The organism is Bacillus sp. JJ1773 (genome assembly GCF_036962035.1).
In the GTDB taxonomy this organism is placed as follows: Bacteria; Bacillota; Bacilli; order Bacillales; family Cytobacillaceae; genus Cytobacillus.
Genome location: NZ_JBALNX010000011.1, coordinates 15,905 through 32,818 on the forward strand (window position 1 = coordinate 15,905; position 16,914 = coordinate 32,818).

Annotated in this window: 16 protein-coding genes; 14 read left to right on the forward strand and 2 right to left on the reverse strand. The window is 39.0% G+C overall.

Going from position 1 to position 16,914, the window contains the following annotated elements:
• Nucleotides 1-127 precede the first annotated feature (127 nt).
• The 5 genes from V7127_RS03015 to V7127_RS03035 are packed head-to-tail and all read left to right on the forward strand — an operon-like array spanning nucleotide 128 to nucleotide 5,077.
• Nucleotides 128-1,105, forward strand: coding sequence for a TAXI family TRAP transporter solute-binding subunit (locus V7127_RS03015; protein ID WP_335483455.1), 978 nt, complete (start codon nucleotides 128-130; stop codon nucleotides 1,103-1,105).
• Between the two features lie 33 nt (nucleotides 1,106-1,138).
• Nucleotides 1,139-2,251: an ABC transporter substrate-binding protein gene (locus tag V7127_RS03020; protein ID WP_335483457.1), complete on the forward strand. Its 1,113-nt coding sequence runs from the start codon at nucleotides 1,139-1,141 to the stop codon at nucleotides 2,249-2,251.
• A gap of 17 nt (nucleotides 2,252-2,268) precedes the next feature.
• Complete coding sequence (locus V7127_RS03025; RefSeq protein ID WP_335483460.1) at nucleotides 2,269-3,369, forward strand: ABC transporter ATP-binding protein; 1,101 nt, start codon at nucleotides 2,269-2,271, stop codon at nucleotides 3,367-3,369.
• Nucleotides 3,333-4,280: an ABC transporter permease gene (locus V7127_RS03030; RefSeq protein WP_335483461.1), complete on the forward strand. Its 948-nt coding sequence runs from the start codon at nucleotides 3,333-3,335 to the stop codon at nucleotides 4,278-4,280. The genes V7127_RS03025 and V7127_RS03030 overlap by 37 nt, the downstream gene beginning before the upstream one ends.
• On the forward strand, nucleotides 4,280-5,077 hold the full coding sequence (locus V7127_RS03035; RefSeq protein ID WP_335483464.1) for an ABC transporter permease: 798 nt from the start codon (nucleotides 4,280-4,282) through the stop codon (nucleotides 5,075-5,077). The genes V7127_RS03030 and V7127_RS03035 overlap by 1 nt, the downstream gene beginning before the upstream one ends.
• A gap of 161 nt (nucleotides 5,078-5,238) precedes the next feature.
• Here the strand turns inward: V7127_RS03035 and V7127_RS03040 are convergent, their stop codons facing one another.
• Nucleotides 5,239-5,922 carry an aspartate/glutamate racemase family protein gene (locus V7127_RS03040; RefSeq protein WP_335483466.1) on the reverse strand — a complete coding sequence of 228 codons (684 nt, stop codon included), beginning with the start codon at nucleotides 5,920-5,922 and terminating at the stop codon, nucleotides 5,239-5,241.
• A gap of 124 nt (nucleotides 5,923-6,046) precedes the next feature.
• Between V7127_RS03040 and V7127_RS03045 the strand changes: the two genes are divergently transcribed.
• From V7127_RS03045 to V7127_RS03085, 9 genes are all read left to right on the forward strand, one after another.
• Nucleotides 6,047-7,456 carry an FAD-binding oxidoreductase gene (locus V7127_RS03045; RefSeq protein WP_438823961.1) on the forward strand — a complete coding sequence of 470 codons (1,410 nt, stop codon included), beginning with the start codon at nucleotides 6,047-6,049 and terminating at the stop codon, nucleotides 7,454-7,456.
• On the forward strand, nucleotides 7,449-8,717 hold the full coding sequence (locus V7127_RS03050; RefSeq protein ID WP_335483470.1) for a (Fe-S)-binding protein: 1,269 nt from the start codon (nucleotides 7,449-7,451) through the stop codon (nucleotides 8,715-8,717). Before V7127_RS03045 ends, V7127_RS03050 begins: the two co-directional genes overlap by 8 nt.
• Before the next feature lie 138 nt (nucleotides 8,718-8,855).
• On the forward strand, nucleotides 8,856-10,010 hold the full coding sequence (locus V7127_RS03055; protein WP_335483472.1) for an acyl-CoA dehydrogenase family protein: 1,155 nt from the start codon (nucleotides 8,856-8,858) through the stop codon (nucleotides 10,008-10,010).
• Nucleotides 10,007-11,068, forward strand: a complete 1,062-nt coding sequence (locus V7127_RS03060; protein WP_335483474.1) for an acyl-CoA dehydrogenase family protein — start codon at nucleotides 10,007-10,009, stop codon at nucleotides 11,066-11,068. The genes V7127_RS03055 and V7127_RS03060 overlap by 4 nt, the downstream gene beginning before the upstream one ends.
• The gene (locus V7127_RS03065; protein WP_335483476.1) at nucleotides 11,049-11,876 is read left to right on the forward strand and encodes an enoyl-CoA hydratase/isomerase family protein; all 828 of its coding nucleotides are present in this window, start codon (nucleotides 11,049-11,051) and stop codon (nucleotides 11,874-11,876) included. The genes V7127_RS03060 and V7127_RS03065 overlap by 20 nt, the downstream gene beginning before the upstream one ends.
• Before the next feature lie 15 nt (nucleotides 11,877-11,891).
• Complete coding sequence (locus V7127_RS03070) at nucleotides 11,892-13,076, forward strand: CaiB/BaiF CoA transferase family protein (protein ID WP_335483478.1); 1,185 nt, start codon at nucleotides 11,892-11,894, stop codon at nucleotides 13,074-13,076.
• The gene (locus V7127_RS03075; protein ID WP_335483480.1) at nucleotides 13,073-13,867 is read left to right on the forward strand and encodes an IclR family transcriptional regulator; all 795 of its coding nucleotides are present in this window, start codon (nucleotides 13,073-13,075) and stop codon (nucleotides 13,865-13,867) included. Before V7127_RS03070 ends, V7127_RS03075 begins: the two co-directional genes overlap by 4 nt.
• 45 nt (nucleotides 13,868-13,912) lie before the next feature.
• Nucleotides 13,913-15,127 (forward strand): L-2-hydroxyglutarate oxidase, encoded by a 1,215-nt coding sequence (gene lhgO / locus V7127_RS03080; protein ID WP_335483482.1) that lies wholly within the window; start codon nucleotides 13,913-13,915, stop codon nucleotides 15,125-15,127.
• A gap of 37 nt (nucleotides 15,128-15,164) precedes the next feature.
• Nucleotides 15,165-15,950 (forward strand): SDR family oxidoreductase, encoded by a 786-nt coding sequence (locus V7127_RS03085; protein ID WP_335483484.1) that lies wholly within the window; start codon nucleotides 15,165-15,167, stop codon nucleotides 15,948-15,950.
• A gap of 200 nt (nucleotides 15,951-16,150) precedes the next feature.
• Here the strand turns inward: V7127_RS03085 and V7127_RS03090 are convergent, their stop codons facing one another.
• Nucleotides 16,151-16,693 carry a hypothetical protein gene (locus V7127_RS03090; protein WP_335483486.1) on the reverse strand — a complete coding sequence of 181 codons (543 nt, stop codon included), beginning with the start codon at nucleotides 16,691-16,693 and terminating at the stop codon, nucleotides 16,151-16,153.
• Nucleotides 16,694-16,914: the final 221 nt, after the last annotated feature.

Genomic DNA, 16,914 nt, shown 5'->3' on the forward strand with positions numbered 1-16,914 from the left:
ATAGCGGCAGAATTTGCCGGTTTTATTTACAAGAAAATGATTAATTTCATGAAAACGCATACAAAGTCAATAGTCTGAAAATTGGCACACTACTTGCAGGTGTATTTGTGAGAAAGGAGGACAGTCATTGAAAACAGGGACACTTTTAAAAATCTTGTTCCTTTTAATTTTTCTTTTGATTGGGTGTATAAAAATCAAACAGGAGCTATTTTCAACTGTGGTTCAAACAGTACCTCTGCTCTCAGAGGAAATCACAGAAAATCAAACTACATTGGTTATTGCTACTGGTGATATGTCTGGTGTCTATTTTCCTTTAGGGCAAGCAATGGCAGACTTATTTCGAAAGTACAATGGAAAAGCATCTGGAACACAAGTGACGAATGCTTCCATTCAAAATTCAAAACTAGTGAGTCAGAAACAGGCTGAAATTGGATTCAGTACAGTGGATGTCCTTGCATTGCCAGAGATTAAAAAATCCGAAATTCTCGCTCTTACTGGAATTTACTCTAATTTCATCCAAATTGTCACGACCAAAAGTGATATAAAAACTTTAGATGATTTACGAGGGAAAAGAGTAAGTGTAGGAACAGTCGGGAGTGGAACAAAGCTAATGTCTGAAAGGATCCTGAAGGCTGCCAATCTAGCAAGCAATGAAATGGATTTATCTGCTCTTTCATTCACACAATCGGCGGATGCTTTAAGAAATGGAACGATTGATGTTGCTTTCTTTTCTTCTGGTTTACCGAATCCAGTGATTGCGGAACTTGCTTCAGAGATGGAGATTTCACTTGTTCCGATTCCAAAACAAATGGCTGACCGACTTCATGAGGAATTTGAATTTTACACATTGGATGAAATAAGAGGTCAAACTTATGAAGGTGTGGAAAGTACACCTACATTAGCAGTCAAAAATGTCCTTCTTACATACCCGGATTTACCTAAGCAAGAAGCTTATCAAATGGTAAAAACGTTATATGACCATTTACCAGAATTGCAAAACGCCCACCCGGAAGCAATGGAAATCAAATTAGCTGAAGCTACTGTAGGGATTCCAATAGATTTCCATCCTGGAGCAAAACAATTTTTCGACGAAATCATCCGTTAAAATACTAAATTTACAAATAGGAGGCAAGTAAAAATGAAAAAGATCATTACATTAATTTCAATCGCTTTTCTAATTATTTTATCAGCATGTGGCGCTCCTACTCCACAAAAGGCCGGAGAGACAGCCAGTACGAATGAGAGTAAGAATGAGAGTAAGAGTGGAGAAAAATCCATTACCATTGCAGGAAATGGCGGGGTTATTGAAAAAACCATTCGTGACGTCATTGCTCCAAAGTTTAAAGAGGAAACAGGGATCACTGTTAACTATGTTCCAGGACTTTCTGGAGAGATTTTATCTAAGGTAGAATTACAAAAAAATGCACCGCAAATTGATATAGCCATCTTTGTACCAACAGATGTATATCGCGCGAATGACAAGGGGCTTACAGAAAAGGTTGATGGATCGAATGTTCCTAATATGAATAATGTGGATCCGAAATTTATTGCAGTTGAGGGTGGAGGCGCCCCAGTATTTGGATTGGTCATTTCCCCTGCTTATAATACAGAAGCGTTTGAAGAGAAAGGTTTGAAACCGATAGAATCATGGAACGACTTACCATCAGGTCAATATGAAGGAAGAACAGCGTTTGTGGATATTACAAATGACTGGGGCTTTAACACATTATATGCACTGGCAATGACAAATGGCGGCGGTACAGATAATGTGGAGCCAGGGATTGAAAAAGCAAAAGAACTTGCCGGTTACTCACCGACTTTTTATAAAAATTCAACACAAGTAATGCCAGCGATTCAGCAAGGTTCTGCAGATGTAACTGTAATGGGAAGCTATGTTATTGGTGACTTAGCGTTATCTGGTGTTCCAATTAAAATGGTTGTACCGAAAGAAGGAGTACCTATTCAATCCTTTAGTGGAGCCCTTGTGAAAAATGCCCCTAACGAGAAAGAGGCACTGGAATTCATTAACTACTTAGTTAGCAAAGAATCACAAGAATTGATTTCAGAACAGGGATTTTATCCAGTTGTTGAAGGACTAGAGCTTCCAGAGAAATTCCAAGAATCAATTGGGCTAAAGGATACAGACAAAACATACAAACCCGATTTTGCTGCATTTGCGGAAATTCGTGCTGAATGGTCTGATCGTTGGACGAAAGAAGTAGTTCCAGAAATCGGTAAATTACTGAAATAAGAATGGAGGGAATACCCATGAATGCAATTACATTCGATGTAGAGATAAAGGGAGCAAGAAAGCAATTTGGTTCCAATGTCGTATTGAATGATATTGACTTAGAAGTAAAACAGGGTGAGTTGTTAACACTCCTTGGACCCTCAGGCTGCGGGAAATCAACGACATTGAATTTAATTGCAGGCTTTCTTGAAGCAGATCAGGGAGAGGTTTATATTAAAGGGAAAAAAGTAACGAAAGTCCCTCCCTATAAGCGCGACTTAGGTATGGTATTTCAAACCTATTCCTTGTTTCCGCATATGACAGTGCTTGAAAATCTTAGTTTTGGTCTGAAATTACGAAAAGTGGCTAAAGCAGAACAAAAAAAGAAAATTGATCGAGTTCTTGAACTAGTTAAGATGTCAGGGCTTGAACACCGTTACCCAAGGGAATTATCGGGTGGTCAAAGGCAACGTGTCGCTATCGCAAGGGCGCTTGTAGTTGAGCCGGAATTACTGCTGCTTGATGAGCCCCTATCCAATCTAGATGCAAAATTACGACATGAACTGCGCGCAGAAATTAAACGTTTACAAAAGGAAATTGGTGTAACAACGATTTTTGTAACACATGATCAAGAGGAAGCTCTATCAATGTCTGACCGGGTAGTTGTTATGAATGAAGGAAAAATTGAACAAATTAGTACACCGACTGTTATCTACAATCATCCCGAAACTGAATTTGTCTTTCAATTCATAGGTAAGTCGAATTCTTTTGAAGGAGAGGTTATGGATACCGATGGTAGGAAAATTTCGGTGAAGGTAGGTAAGGAAATTATTCATGTCGATTCGGCTAATATTATAGGGGAGAATCGTTCATTGATAGCTGGGGATGAGGTGAGGCTTTATATTCGCCCTGAGAATGTATACATTTCCACTACTAGAGAAACATCATCTGCAACATTGGAACTTCAGCCTGCTAAAATTATTCAGCTTAATTACCTTGGCACTTCATGGGAAGTTGATGTTTCGTTACAAGGGAAAACGATTCAATTATTAACCAATTCATATGACTCATCTTGGCAATATGGAAGTGAGGTGTATGTTGGATGGAACCCCTCAGAAATTATGCTGATCAAGAAGTAGATGAACAAGTAAAGGTAAAGGGAGAACCGCAAAAAAAGAAGAAAGTGAGAAAAAGAAGAAGTTGGATAGCTGGGCTTCTTCTTTTAATCCCAATCCTATTATTCGTCTTTGGATTTTTTATTGTTCCTATGCTGTATATTTTGTATTTAAGTTTTATTTCTACTGATAATTTGAATGGTGCGGATGCAGTTTATAGCTTACAAAACTATATCAATTTATTTACCGATAGCTATTACTTATCTTCAATGTGGCTGACGGTAAAAATCAGTTTATATTCTGTGCTTGTTTCTCTTATCCTCGGATATCCAATAGCTTTAACGATGGCCAAAAGCTCACCAAAAGTTAGGGGATATATAACGTTATTAATTGCTTCGCCTCTTTTGGTCAGCATCGTTGTACGTAATTTTGGATGGTACTTATTATTATTGCCAAATGGTACAATCAATCAATTTTTAATGAATATTGGACTAATCAAAAAGCCGCTTAATCTATTATTTTCTGAACTTGGTGTCGTAATCGGGCTTTCAAACGCCTATTTACCTTTCATGGTTTTAGCCATTGCGACGAGCTTGTATAATATTGACCCTTCATTAGAGAAAGCGGGAGCCATTCTTGGTGCAAGCCCGATGCGCAGTTTTTTAAAGATAACCCTTCCACTTAGTTTGCCTGGGATCGTATCAGGATGTGTGCTCGTCTTTAGTTTATCCATGAGTGCCTATGTCACCCCTTCTTTAATGGGAGGAGCGAATGTTCCGATGATGCCAGTTGTAATATACGACCAAATTAACACACTGCTGAAATGGACGTTTGGCTCTGCGTTGTCTTACGTACTCTTAGGAATTACTCTTTTATCCGTTTTCTTCTTTACACGGGCATTTGAAAAAAGTAAGTTTAGGGAGGTGTTTAGATAATGAAAGCACTTGGAAAGCTCCGACTCGTCCTTGCAGTATTAGGGATCATTTATATATTAATTCCATTAATTGCTGTCGTTCCGGCATCTTTTACAAGTGCAAATTATCCAAGTTTTCCTCCAAAAGGATTTTCTCTGCAATGGTATACAAAGATTTTAGAACGCCAAGAGTTCGTCGAAGCCTTCTTTAATAGTTTGCAATTTGCCTTCTTAGCCGCATTTTTTGCTGTTTTATTCGGGACACTAGGTGCACTGGCGATTGCGAAATATGATATTCCAGGAAAACATTATATTACATCCATTTTGACAGCGCCGTTAAGTGTTCCACAACTAGTATTGGGGATTGCCCTGCTTATTTATTTCACACCGATGATGCTTGCAGGTACATCAACAGGATTTTTGATTGCACACACGATCATTTGTATTCCGTATGTTATTCGCTTAGTACTAACAGGGTTAAGCGGATTTGATTACAATTTGGAGAAGGCAGCAGCTATTCTAGGAGCAAATCCATTCATCGTTTTTTGGAAGGTAACACTGCCGCTTATCAGACCGGCCATGATATCTGGGGGATTATTTGCATTCTTGACATCTTTTGATAATGTCACAGTTTCATTGTTTATGATTTCCCCCAATATGCGAACACTTCCAATTGAGATTTTCTCAACGATGCAGGATGCTTATAATCCAATAGTAGCTTCCGTTTCAAGTGTGGTTATTTTCATTTCTGTCATATTAATAGTCGTACTTGAAAAAATTCATGGGGTTGGAAAGGTATTCGGTGGCACTCAGCATTAAAAATAATGAGGTAAAAAAATATAGCCGGCCGTTTTGCTAGTAAACGGCCGGCTGTTTCAGTTCAAGAAGAATGATTTTTTACACGTTAAGAACGTATAAATTGTCAGCGCGGAAGGTGATTCGACGTAGTTGCCAATTTTAGGGATTAAGTATAAGTGCAACTACGCCTCTGTCTTCGCCTTTCCAAGGCTCGCCAATCGGCAAGTTTTCTTTAAATAGTCTATACATCTGTTCACAGTTGCTTGTGGAGCAGTAAGAATAGGAACAGACGTCTGAATCTGATGGGCAATATGGTCCATGCTGTATTGAGAAAGAACAATAACATCTACTTTTCCGTCCATTTGCTTTATCATGTTTCGTACTTTTTCGTCGTGTTCATCGTCCCTCCCTTGAAAAAGAAGGTGGATAATTCCGGGATCCACTAGAGATTCAATGATACAATCCGGCTTTTTTTCTCTTAAATAACTCATTAAGGCGACAGGTGTTTCTTTAACAGTGGAAATGAGGCCAATTCGTTCATAGGCAAGTGCTTCATCTAACATGGCTTCGTCTGACCGAAAAAGTTTAACATCATGCATTGGCTGCAGAATCGAAGTGATGTTATTAAAGGCTGAACAAGTCAATTGAATACAATCTGCATCAGATTCAGCAGCAAGGTTGACCAATGCCGAAAATCTGCGAATAATTTCCGGGGTTAATTCCCCGAATTTTTCCATCATGGAAAGCAAATTTGTATCCATAAAATGCAGCAATTCAATTTCAGGGGCTGCTTCCTGGAAGGCTTTTTCAATAGGCTTTAAGGCTGTGGTCGTTGCATGGATCAAGGCTACTTTCAAATTTGTCATCCTCTTTCATTCTTATTTTGTTCATTATAACTATTATTCTATTATTTTAAAATGAAATAAATAAAATATTTTGAATTTTATGCACAAAGATAATTTAGTAATTTCAAAGGAGGCTTGTGTTTTGATACATGCAGAAATAGAAAAAGAAATACGTCAAGTCGTCAATAATGAACATCGAGTACTTACAAATGAAGCGGATCTTGCCAGTTATTCATATGATGCTTCTTTCGGCGTTTTTCCTCCGGATATTGTGGTACAGCCAACTTCTACGGATGAAGTGGTTGGCATTGTAAAAGTGGCCAATAAATATAAAACCCCGATTTATCCAAGGGGAAGGGGAACTAGCTTAAGCGGGGGACCATTACCTGTTCATGGAGGAATGGTTCTAGATTTTTCTAAATGGACAGATACTTTAATTATCGAACCAGATGATTTAGTTGCCATTGTTTCCCCAGGTGTCATAACGGCTGATATAAATAAAATGGCCAATCAATACGGTCTTATGTATCCTCCTGATCCGAGCAGTTCTCATGTGTCAACGATTGGGGGAAATTTAGCGGAAAACGCTGGAGGCCCGCGTGGACTGAAATATGGGGTTACGAAAGATTATGTGCTCGGCCTTGAAGTGGTTACAGCTGACGGTGAAGTAATCCAAACGGGAGGAAAAACCGTAAAAAATGTAACGGGATATGACTTAACGAAATTAATTGTTGGGTCTGAAGGGACTTTAGGGATTATAACAAAAGCGATTTTGCAACTCATCCCTAAACCACAGTCTACAGGTACTTTAATGGTCCTTTTTGATGATCTAGTCATTGCAGGAAAAGCCATTTCTAGCATCCTGACAGGTGGAATTTTACCATCTAAATTAGAAATTATGGATCAAGCATCTGTTGTCGCTGTAGAGCAATTTGATCCATCAGGGTTACCCACGGATATAGAAGCACTGTTATTAATAGAATTGGATGGGCACCCTGCTGCCATAGAGGCAGAAGCCAAAAGGGTGAAGGAAATTTGCTTGGAAATTGGTGCTATTGAAGTGAAAATAGCAGAAACAAAGGAAGAAGAAGCCGAGCTTTGGAAGGCACGAAAACTAGTTTCTCCAGCGATAGTCCGAAAAAAGCCAACGAAAATTTCAGAAGATGCTACTGTACCGCGCAGCAGGATTCCTGACATGTTTCAACGCTTAAAGGAAATAAGAGAAAGATATAACATCGATTTAGTTGTATTTGGCCATGCCGGAGATGGGAATTTACATCCTAATATAATAGCGGATAAACGTGATATCGAAGAAATGAAGCGAGTTGAAAAAGCAGTCGAGGAGATATTTAAAGCTGCAGTGGAAATGGGTGGGACGCTATCTGGTGAACATGGGATTGGTACGATGAAGGCCCCTTTTATGGAGATGGAGCTTGGTACAGCCGGTTTATCCATGATGAAACGGATTAAAGAAGCCTGGGATCCTCATAACCTCTTAAATCCGGGAAAAATGTTTCCTGAGCCTGGACAAAGGTTTGTGTTAACTAATGAGTAGAAGCCATCAATTAGCGTATGAAGAAACGTTTGCATGTGTCCAATGCGGTTATTGTTTGCCAAAATGCCCTACCTACGAGACGACAGGTGTGGAAACCCAGTCACCAAGGGGGCGAATTAATTTAGTGAAGTTATTAGCAGAGGAAAAAATTTCGATTGAGTCTGCAGCTTCTTCCATTGAATTATGTTTAGGCTGTAGAGCCTGTGAAACAGCTTGTCCGACCAATGTTCAATATGGGGCCATTTTACAATCTGCTAAGGAATTAATCGCGAAAGAAATGCCTGCTTCTAGGATGGAATCATTACTCCTGGAAAAAGGATTACCGAATAAAAAGTGGCAAAAAGCTGCTGGAAGAGGGTTAGAAATAGCACAAAAAACTGGAATGGTATCATTAGCGAGAAAAACGGGCATGATGCGGGTATTCCCAGAAAGCATACAGGCAATGGAATCCATTACGCCCAAGATCAAGATGCCGAAAAAGGAAGAAAGAGAATACAAAGTATTACCTCCAATTGGGAAGAAGACTTATACGGTTGGATTTTTTGTTGGCTGTATTATGGATGTGATGTTCTCAAAAATCAATGATGACAGTATGAAATTGCTCCAGCTAGCAGGCTGTGAAGTCACCTTGATCGAAGAACAAACATGCTGTGGAGCCCTATTGCATCATAGTGGGAAAAAAAGAGAGACTATTTCACTAGCTCAAAAGAATATTGAAGTATTTGAAAAATGTGATTTTGATTTTATTGTCAATAGTATCGGTGGTTGTGGTGCGATGCTAGTGGAGTATCCTGAATTGTTTGACGAACACTCAGAATGGCATGCTCGTGCAGAAAAATTTGCCGCGCGGTGTAAAGATATTAGCGTTTTATTAGCCGAGAGTTCATTGCCATTTACTAAAGAGATTCGAAAAGTTGTCGCATACCAACCTTCGTGTCATTTACGGCATGTTCAAAAAGTCGTTAATGAACCTCATCAATTAATAATGAAAATTCCGGGGATTAATTATCGCACTTTTGAAAAACAGGACATGTGCTGCGGATCTGCTGGAATTTACAATGTTGTTCACTACAATGAAGCGATGGAAGTGTTGGATCAAAAGATGAATCATATTGAAAAAGTGGAGCCAGATATCATCGTCACAAGTAATCCGGGCTGCCATTTACAGATGAAATTAGGTGTCCTGCGCGAGGGGAAGACAGAAAAAATAAAAGTTGTTCATATTGTTGAACTGCTAGCCGAAGCATGTGAGATACACTAATTCCTAATCTACGAATAAATACAGGTATAATTTTCTGTTAATTCTAAATTGACAAATAAAGATAAGGTAGATTAATATAAATTTATATATACCATTTGCGTAATGCTTACGCTATATCGGTAAAAGGAGTGAGGAGTAGTGAGACAATTACAACTTCCGGCATTTAAATTTACGGAAGAACAAAAAGAGTTTCGGAAAGAAGTCCGTTCGTTCTTACAAGCTGAGAAACAAAAAGGAACATTTGACACACATGCTGATTCTTGGCTGAGCGCATATAGTGAGGAATTTTCGAAAAAGATTGGGGGACAAGGCTGGATCGGGATTACATTTCCGAAAAAATACGGAGGGCAAGCACGCTCCTCGATTGACCGTTACATTATTACAGAAGAGCTTTTGGCTTTTGGAGCTCCCGTTGCATCACACTGGTTTGCAGATCGTCAATCTGGGCCGTTACTTTTAAAGTTTGGGACAGAAGAACAGAAGGAATTTTTCATTCCAAAAATCGTGAAAGGTGAATGTTATTTTTCGATAGGACTTTCTGAACCGAACTCAGGATCTGATTTAGCATCACTAAAAACAACCGCTGAAAAAGTGGATGGCGGCTGGATCGTTAATGGAATGAAGACATGGACCTCTGGTGCTCATCATTCGCACTACATGATCACCCTTTGCCGAACTTCTCCTCAGGATCCAAAAAATCGTCATGGGGGTATGAGTCAGCTAATTATTGATCTTAAATCCGATGGCGTAACCATTCGGCCAATTCAGTTCTTAACGGGTGAACATCATTTTAACGAAATCTTTCTTGAAAACGTTTTTGTTCCAGATAACAGAGTAGTTGGAGAAGTTGGAAATGGCTGGGCACAAGGATTAACTGAACTGGCATTTGAACGAAGTGGCCCGGAACGAATTTTAAGCACATTTCCACTGCTTGAAGAGGCGATTCGTTTATTGAAAGAAAAAGAGGATCATAGAGGTTTGATGGATGCTGCGAAACTAGTAAGCAGAATGTGGTCACTGCGTAATATGTCGATAGGGATTGCAGCTCTGCTTGAAGAGAAAAAAGATGTGAACTTAGCAGCTGCTCTAGTGAAAGATCTTGGCAACAGCTTTGAGCAACATGTAGCTGAAGTCATTCGGCTTCTTTTACCGGCGATGCCAAGCAAGCATGCGGAAGATGAGTATGCCAGGCTGTTAGCGGAATCCATTTTACACGGTCCAGGGTTTACCATTCGTGGGGGGACAACTGAAATCCTTAGAGGAATAGTAGGAAAAGGAGTGATATCTGCATGAGTGAGATGAAATCATTTATTGAAGACACTGCCGGGAAAATTTTAAAAGACTTATCGACTAAAGAACAACGTGAACGTTTTGAAGAAGGTGAGTGGGCGAGTTCACTTTGGGAAACGATTCAAGAATCTGGGCTAACATTACTTGGAATTGAAGAAGAGAAAGGTGGAGTCGGCGGAGATTATGAGGACGTTTTTGCTATCCTGCGGGTCATCGGAAAGTACGCTGCTCCAATTCCTTTAGCTGAAGTTATATACGCCAATCAATTTCTTGCTACACATGAAGGTGAGGTGGAAGATAAATTAAGAGTGGTTTATTTCGCAGAAGAAAGCTCGATTATTCAATCTCCGTATAAGTTAATACATGTTCCATACGGAAGATATGTTGACGAAGTGGTTGTGATCCGGCAGAAGGGGGAACAAGCTTCTTATTCAATAGTCAATACATTAGCATGTGAGATTGAGAAGAATGACAATCTCGCTGCAGAGCCTCGTGATAGCTTAACCTTTTCAGATCTAGGTGAAACAAAAAGTATAGATCTAAGTTTTATTGAGGCATTAGAAGACTACACACAATTCTTAGCGCTTAGCCGTGTAGCGATGATGACAGGTGCGATGGAAAGTGTGCTAGCATTATCTGCCTTTTATGCAAAAGAGCGTCAGCAGTTTGGTCGTCCTCTGCACAAGTTCCAAGCCATCCAGCATCACTTGACTGCAATGGCTGGCGAGGTAGCTGCTGCCTATTCAACACTTTCTGTTGCGAGTGCATCTTATCCATCAGACTTAGTGAAAGAGCAAATTGCAATGGCTAAAATTGAGTTATCTGCTAACGCGAATGTGGTCGCAAAAGCTGCACACCAGCTTCATGCTGGAATTGGGATGACATATGAACATGAACTTCATCATTTTACTCGTCGTTTGTGGTCGTGGCGTGAAGAAGCAGGAAATGAGACATATTGGGCTGATCAGTTAGCCAGTTTGTATCAGGCTCGAAAAGAAACGATTTGGGAATCGATTACTCATGTAAAAGGAGAGGAAGCACATGCCGGATCTACTCTTTGAAGTAAATAATAAAATTGCAACAATCACATTAAATCGTCCTGAAGCACTGAATGCGTTTAGTGGCGAAATGCTTGATTTATGGATTGATTCGCTTGAGAAAGTGAGGGATTCAGATGAGATTTCTGTTTTAATTGTCCAAGGAGCAGGAAAAGGTTTCTGTTCTGGTGGAGATATTAAGGAGATGATCGCTGGTAACGGATTCTACAAGTCGGATCAAGATATTGTTTCAAAAGGAATAAATCGAAAGAACTCTTTGTGGAAAAAAGTGCAGCGGATCCCTCTTTTATTAGAAGAAATCGACAAACCAGTTATTGCGAAAGTACATGGAGTGGCATTTGGAGCAGGACTTGATATGGCTCTTATGTGTGATATTCGTTTTGTTTCAGAATCAGCTCGTTTGTCTGAAAGTTATATCAAAGTAGGAATTGTACCTGGAGACGGTGGAGCGTACTTCTTGCCGCGACTCGTTGGCCGAGATATGGCATTGCATATGTTGTGGACGGGAGAAGTGCTGACAGCAGAAGCGGCAAAAGAACGCGGACTCGTTACATTTGTTGTGCCAGATGAGGAGCTTGATCAAGCAGTTGCAGACTACGCTCACAACTTAGCAAGTGGTCCTCAACTGGCAACGCAGCTCATCAAGCGCGCTGTCTATCAAAATAGCGAAATGTCGTTACGGTCCTCACTTGACTATATCTCATCGAAAATGGCACTCGTCATGGAAGAGGAAGATCATCAAGAAGGTGTGCGAGCTGTCACAGAAAAAAGGAAACCAAATTTTGGAAAAAATAGAGCTTCCATAAAGTAAAGGAGGTGAGTTGGATTGGTACAACCACTGCATGATATACGTGTGCTGGATTTGTCTAGAGTTTATGCTGCCCCAGCTGGTGCCATGACACTCGGAGACATGGGTGCAGACGTCATACGCGTAGAGCCACCAGGTGGTTCGGACAGTATGAGGGAGTGGGGACCTTTTAAAAATGGAGAGAGTACTTACTATTTAAGTGCTAATCGTAATAAAAGGTCGATCACCCTCAATTTAAAATCGGAAGAAGGGAAGAAACTTTTCCTGGATTTAGTAGAAAAATCAGACGTCGTCATTGAAAACTTTAAGTCTGGAACTTTGAATAAACTTGGGCTAAATTATGAAGTTTTAAAGGAACAGAATCCAGGTATCATTGTTTGCTCGGTAACAGGATTTGGGCAAGATGGGCCCTTGGGTATACTTCCTGGATTTGATCCAGTCATACAGGCTATGAGCGGGTTGATGGATGTAACAGGGGACCCAAATGGCGAAGCCACAAAAGTAGGGATTCCGATTGCCGATATCATTACTTCGGTTTATGTTGCATTAGGTATAGTCGCAGCAATACGGCAAAGAGATCTAACTGGAGAAGGCCAATATATCGATATGTCTTTGCTAGATGTTCAAGTTTCAAGTATGGCAAATGTGGCTAGTGCTTATTTAAATACAGGAATGATTTCTGTGCGGAAAGGCAATCAGCATAATAATGTTGCGCCATATCAAGTATTTCAAACCGCAGACTTCCCAATTATGATTTGTGCGGGGAACGATCACTTGTTCCGAAAGCTATCTCACGCATTGGATCATCCAGAGTGGGGTAGTGATGAACGCTTTTTAACAAATAATGTTCGAAAACAAAATGAAGATGAATTAGTTCAGCTGATTGAGGAAGTACTAGTGAACAGGACGTCAAGTGAATGGGTTGAAATTCTTGCGGAAGCTATGGTTCCTGTAGGAAGGGTTAATAATATTCAACAGGCATTGGAGCAAGATCAAGTAATCGCTAGGGGGGGAATTGAAACAGTTACTCAAGCTGCGGGTGAGGTAAAGCTGCTGGCTAGTCCGCTTCGGCACAGCGGGTTAAATATCCAAACGAAATTTGGCCCGCCAGCGTTAGGCCAGCACAATAAGGAAGTATTTGAAGAACTTCTTGGAATAGAGGCAGAAGAACTTTCAGTTTTGTCTAAAAACAATGTAATATGAAGAGAGTTGATCTGAAAGAGGTGCTCTCAATGGAGAATGAAAGATTTAAAAGTAATTATTCGATGTCATCGATCCACAGGGTGATACAAGTGCTGCGAGCATTTTCTGTGGATTATCCTAAATTATCGTTAACAGAGATTTCGAAAAGAACGGGCATTTCGATTTCTAGCTTACAACGTATTGTTAGTACGTTAGTATACGAAGGTTTTTTAGTGAAAGACGAAAAAACAAAAATATATAGTCTAGGTTTAGAGCTTATGTTTTTAGGTCAGCTTGTTGAAAAAAACGATGCACTTCTTTCAAAAGCGATTCCAATCATGGAAGAACTGAATCAAGAAACGAAAGAAAATATTTCAATAAACATTATTGAACGTGACGAGCGTCGTTGTATCTATAATTTACCTAGTCGCCATGAATTGGCTGCCTTAACATTTGTCGGTCATACGTCCCCGTTATATGCTGGTGCTTCTGCTAAAATTCTGCTTGCTTTTCAGAGCGATGAGTTTATTAAAAGTTATATAGAAAAAATTAAATTAACGAAGATTACAGATATCACTGTTGAATCAAAAGAAGAATTGATTCAACAACTTCATGAAATACGAAATCAAGGCTATGCGATAACAAAAGGGGAACGTGTCAAAGGTGCTACCTCCATTAGCGTTCCAATTATTGCTAAACAACAAGTATTACTAGGTGCGCTGTCTATTACATTTCCTTACATTCGTTACGATGAGTATGATATCAAACATCTTATCTTGCTATTGCAACAAGCTGCTCAAAGAATCTCTTGAATATAGACATATGTGATGAATCTGGAAGAATGGAGGTGGAAAATAGTGTATGATTTTGCCGTTGTGGGTGGAGGGATTGTCGGTTTATCAACGGGAATGGCACTTTATAAACGGTTTCCTAATGCGAAAGTAGCCATTATTGAAAAGGAGTCAGTTGTCGCAGACCATCAAACAGGGCACAATAGTGGAGTGATTCATTCAGGAATATATTACAAGCCTAATAGTTTCAAAGCACGTTTTGCGCGTCAAGGAAGTAAATCGATGACTGAATTCTGCCAAACACACAGAATAGACCATGATATTTGTGGAAAAGTAATTGTTGCCACAAAACAGGAGGAGTTATCACTTCTTGAAAACTTATATAAACGTGGACTGCAAAATGAATTAGCTATTCAAAAAATTGGTGTCGATGAATTAAAGGAAATCGAGCCATATGTTAACGGTCTAGCGGCAATACGTGTTCCGCAGGCTGGTATTGTTAATTACAGACAAGTAAGTGAAAAATTTGCTGAAATTATTCATAATCACGGTGGAGAGATCCACATAAATACAAAAGTAGTGAAAATGCATGAAGAATCAGACCAAGTGGTCATCGAGACGAATAGAGGTACATATAGAGCTAGTATTGTGATTAACTGTGCAGGTCTTCATAGTGACCGTGTAGCTGCAGCTGCAGGATATAAAACAGATATGAAAATTTTGCCTTTCAGAGGCGAGTATTTTAAATTGAAGCCTGAAAAACGCTATCTTGTTAAACATTTAATTTATCCAGTACCAAATCCAAAGTTTCCATTTTTAGGAGTCCACTTTACCCGGATGATCAGTGGTGAAGTTGATGCAGGGCCAAATGCTGTTCTTAGCTTCAAACGTGAAGGTTATAAAAAGACAGATTTTAATGCAAAAGATTTAATGGAATCTTTATGCTTTCCTGGTTTATGGAAAATGGCTAGTAAATTTGCAAAAGAAGGATTTGATGAATACGTCCGTTCATTTAGCAAAAAACAATTTACAAAAAGCCTGCAGGAATTAATTCCTGAAATCCAAGAAGATGACTTAATACCTGCACCTGCTGGTGTTCGTGCCCAAGCATTAAGAAGCGATGGGAGCATGGTCGATGATTTTCATATTATTGTGGGAAAACGAACCATTCATGTATGTAATGCCCCATCACCAGCTGCCACAGCTTCTATTGAAATTGGAAAAGAAGTAGTTAAGAGAATACCAGAACAGCTAAACTTAAAAGAAGCTAAACTAGTTTAATATCTTAAGATCATACAAAAAAGGAAGGTGTTTAGATTTGGACCTGAATCTACATAATAAAGTTGCTCTAGTTATAGCCTCTAGTCAAGGTCTAGGGAAAGCGATAGCCACGCAACTAGTAAAAGAAGGAGCAAATGTTATGCTAACTAGCCGAGATGCTGAAAAGTTAGCTAATGTAAAAAATGAATTAGAGGCATTAAATAAAGGGAAAGTTTCCTATTGCCCAGCTGATATTACAAAAGTAGAAGACATTAAAACGTTAGTTCGCAAAACTAATGAAGTGTTCGGTAAAATTGATATTTTAATTAATAATGCTGGTGGACCTCCCGTAGGATCGATTGAATCATTATCTGATAAAGACTGGCAAGATGCATTTGAACTCAATTTGTTGAGTTATATAAGAATCATCCGTGAAGTTCTTCCCGATTTAAAAGAAGCAGGAGGACGAATTGTGAATATTGCTTCTTCTTCTGTTAAACAGCCTATACCTGGACTTATTCTTTCGAATACATTTCGAACAGGTATTGTAGGACTAGCTAAAACATTGGCAGAAGAACTGGCCCCATATAACATATTAGTTAATACAGTTAGCCCTGGACGAATTGCAACAGAGCGTGTGGCACACCTTGATCAAGTGAATGCCGAGAGGTTAGGCGTTACGAAAGAGCAAGTTAAAGAAAGAGCCCAAAATAATATTCCTTTAAAACGGTATGGAACTCCAGAGGAATTTGCTAATGTAGTAACATTTTTAGTTTCCGATGCAAGTACTTATGTAACTGGGAGTTCAATTCTAGTTGATGGTGGAATGATTAAATCCATCTAATATATTTTTTTACGTTATGGAAAGGTACTGTAATACTAATCTTTCTTAAAAAGGATCTGGAACCATCCCTGATCCTTTTTATTTATGGATTTAAAGCCACAGCAAAACATCAGAAGCATCCGCCAAATCGCAATAAGAATCCTTTAGATATCTACTAGTTATCTCAATAGTGCTATTTCCGGCGTTAGCTTAACAAAAAATCATCTCTTCTCCTTTTCTTGCAACCATTCTTTGTATTCATGTGTAGTATATTCGTCCGTTTTTACAACCGTCCACTGATGATTAATCTGTTTTAAGAAGACTTTTAATAATAATTCCCCTCCAGATTCCTCAAAATCATCTCTTAAATAAACAATGCTTCCGTGAACAAGAACGATTACTTCATCCTCATTTATTGGTTTCACTTTCATTCGTTCATGATTTTCAATATGGTAATTGGCATCCAATAAATCAAATCCTTCATTTAAAGATTCAACCTCATATTTTTCTACATTGACGCCTTGTTCACGGTCAATATGATCTTTTAAATCTGGATACATTCGCCACAGAATATGAATATCATTATTTATCACGGCTTGAGTTCGATGAAAAATATATTCCCTTACAGGCTTTATATATTTTACCCAATCTGATGATTCTGGTTCGACAAAACCGTCTTCATCCTTATTTGCTGTATTTTGCTGACATCCAGCTAAAGACAATAAAAAAACAATGATTAAACTTCTAAAAAGAAAATTCTTCATATTGATTACCCCCTAAATTTATATGACGGACATGACTTTTGTTTTGTTTCAAAATTATGTATCGTAAGGATAAAAATGGGATTGTGAGGACGGTAAAATTGAAGAAAACTTATGTGATCCGTCATTGTGAAGCAGGAGGGCAGCCGCCTGAATCAGAACTAACAGTTAATGGTTTGAAACAAGAGTTAGATTTATCTGAGTTTTTTTCCGAAATGAAAATC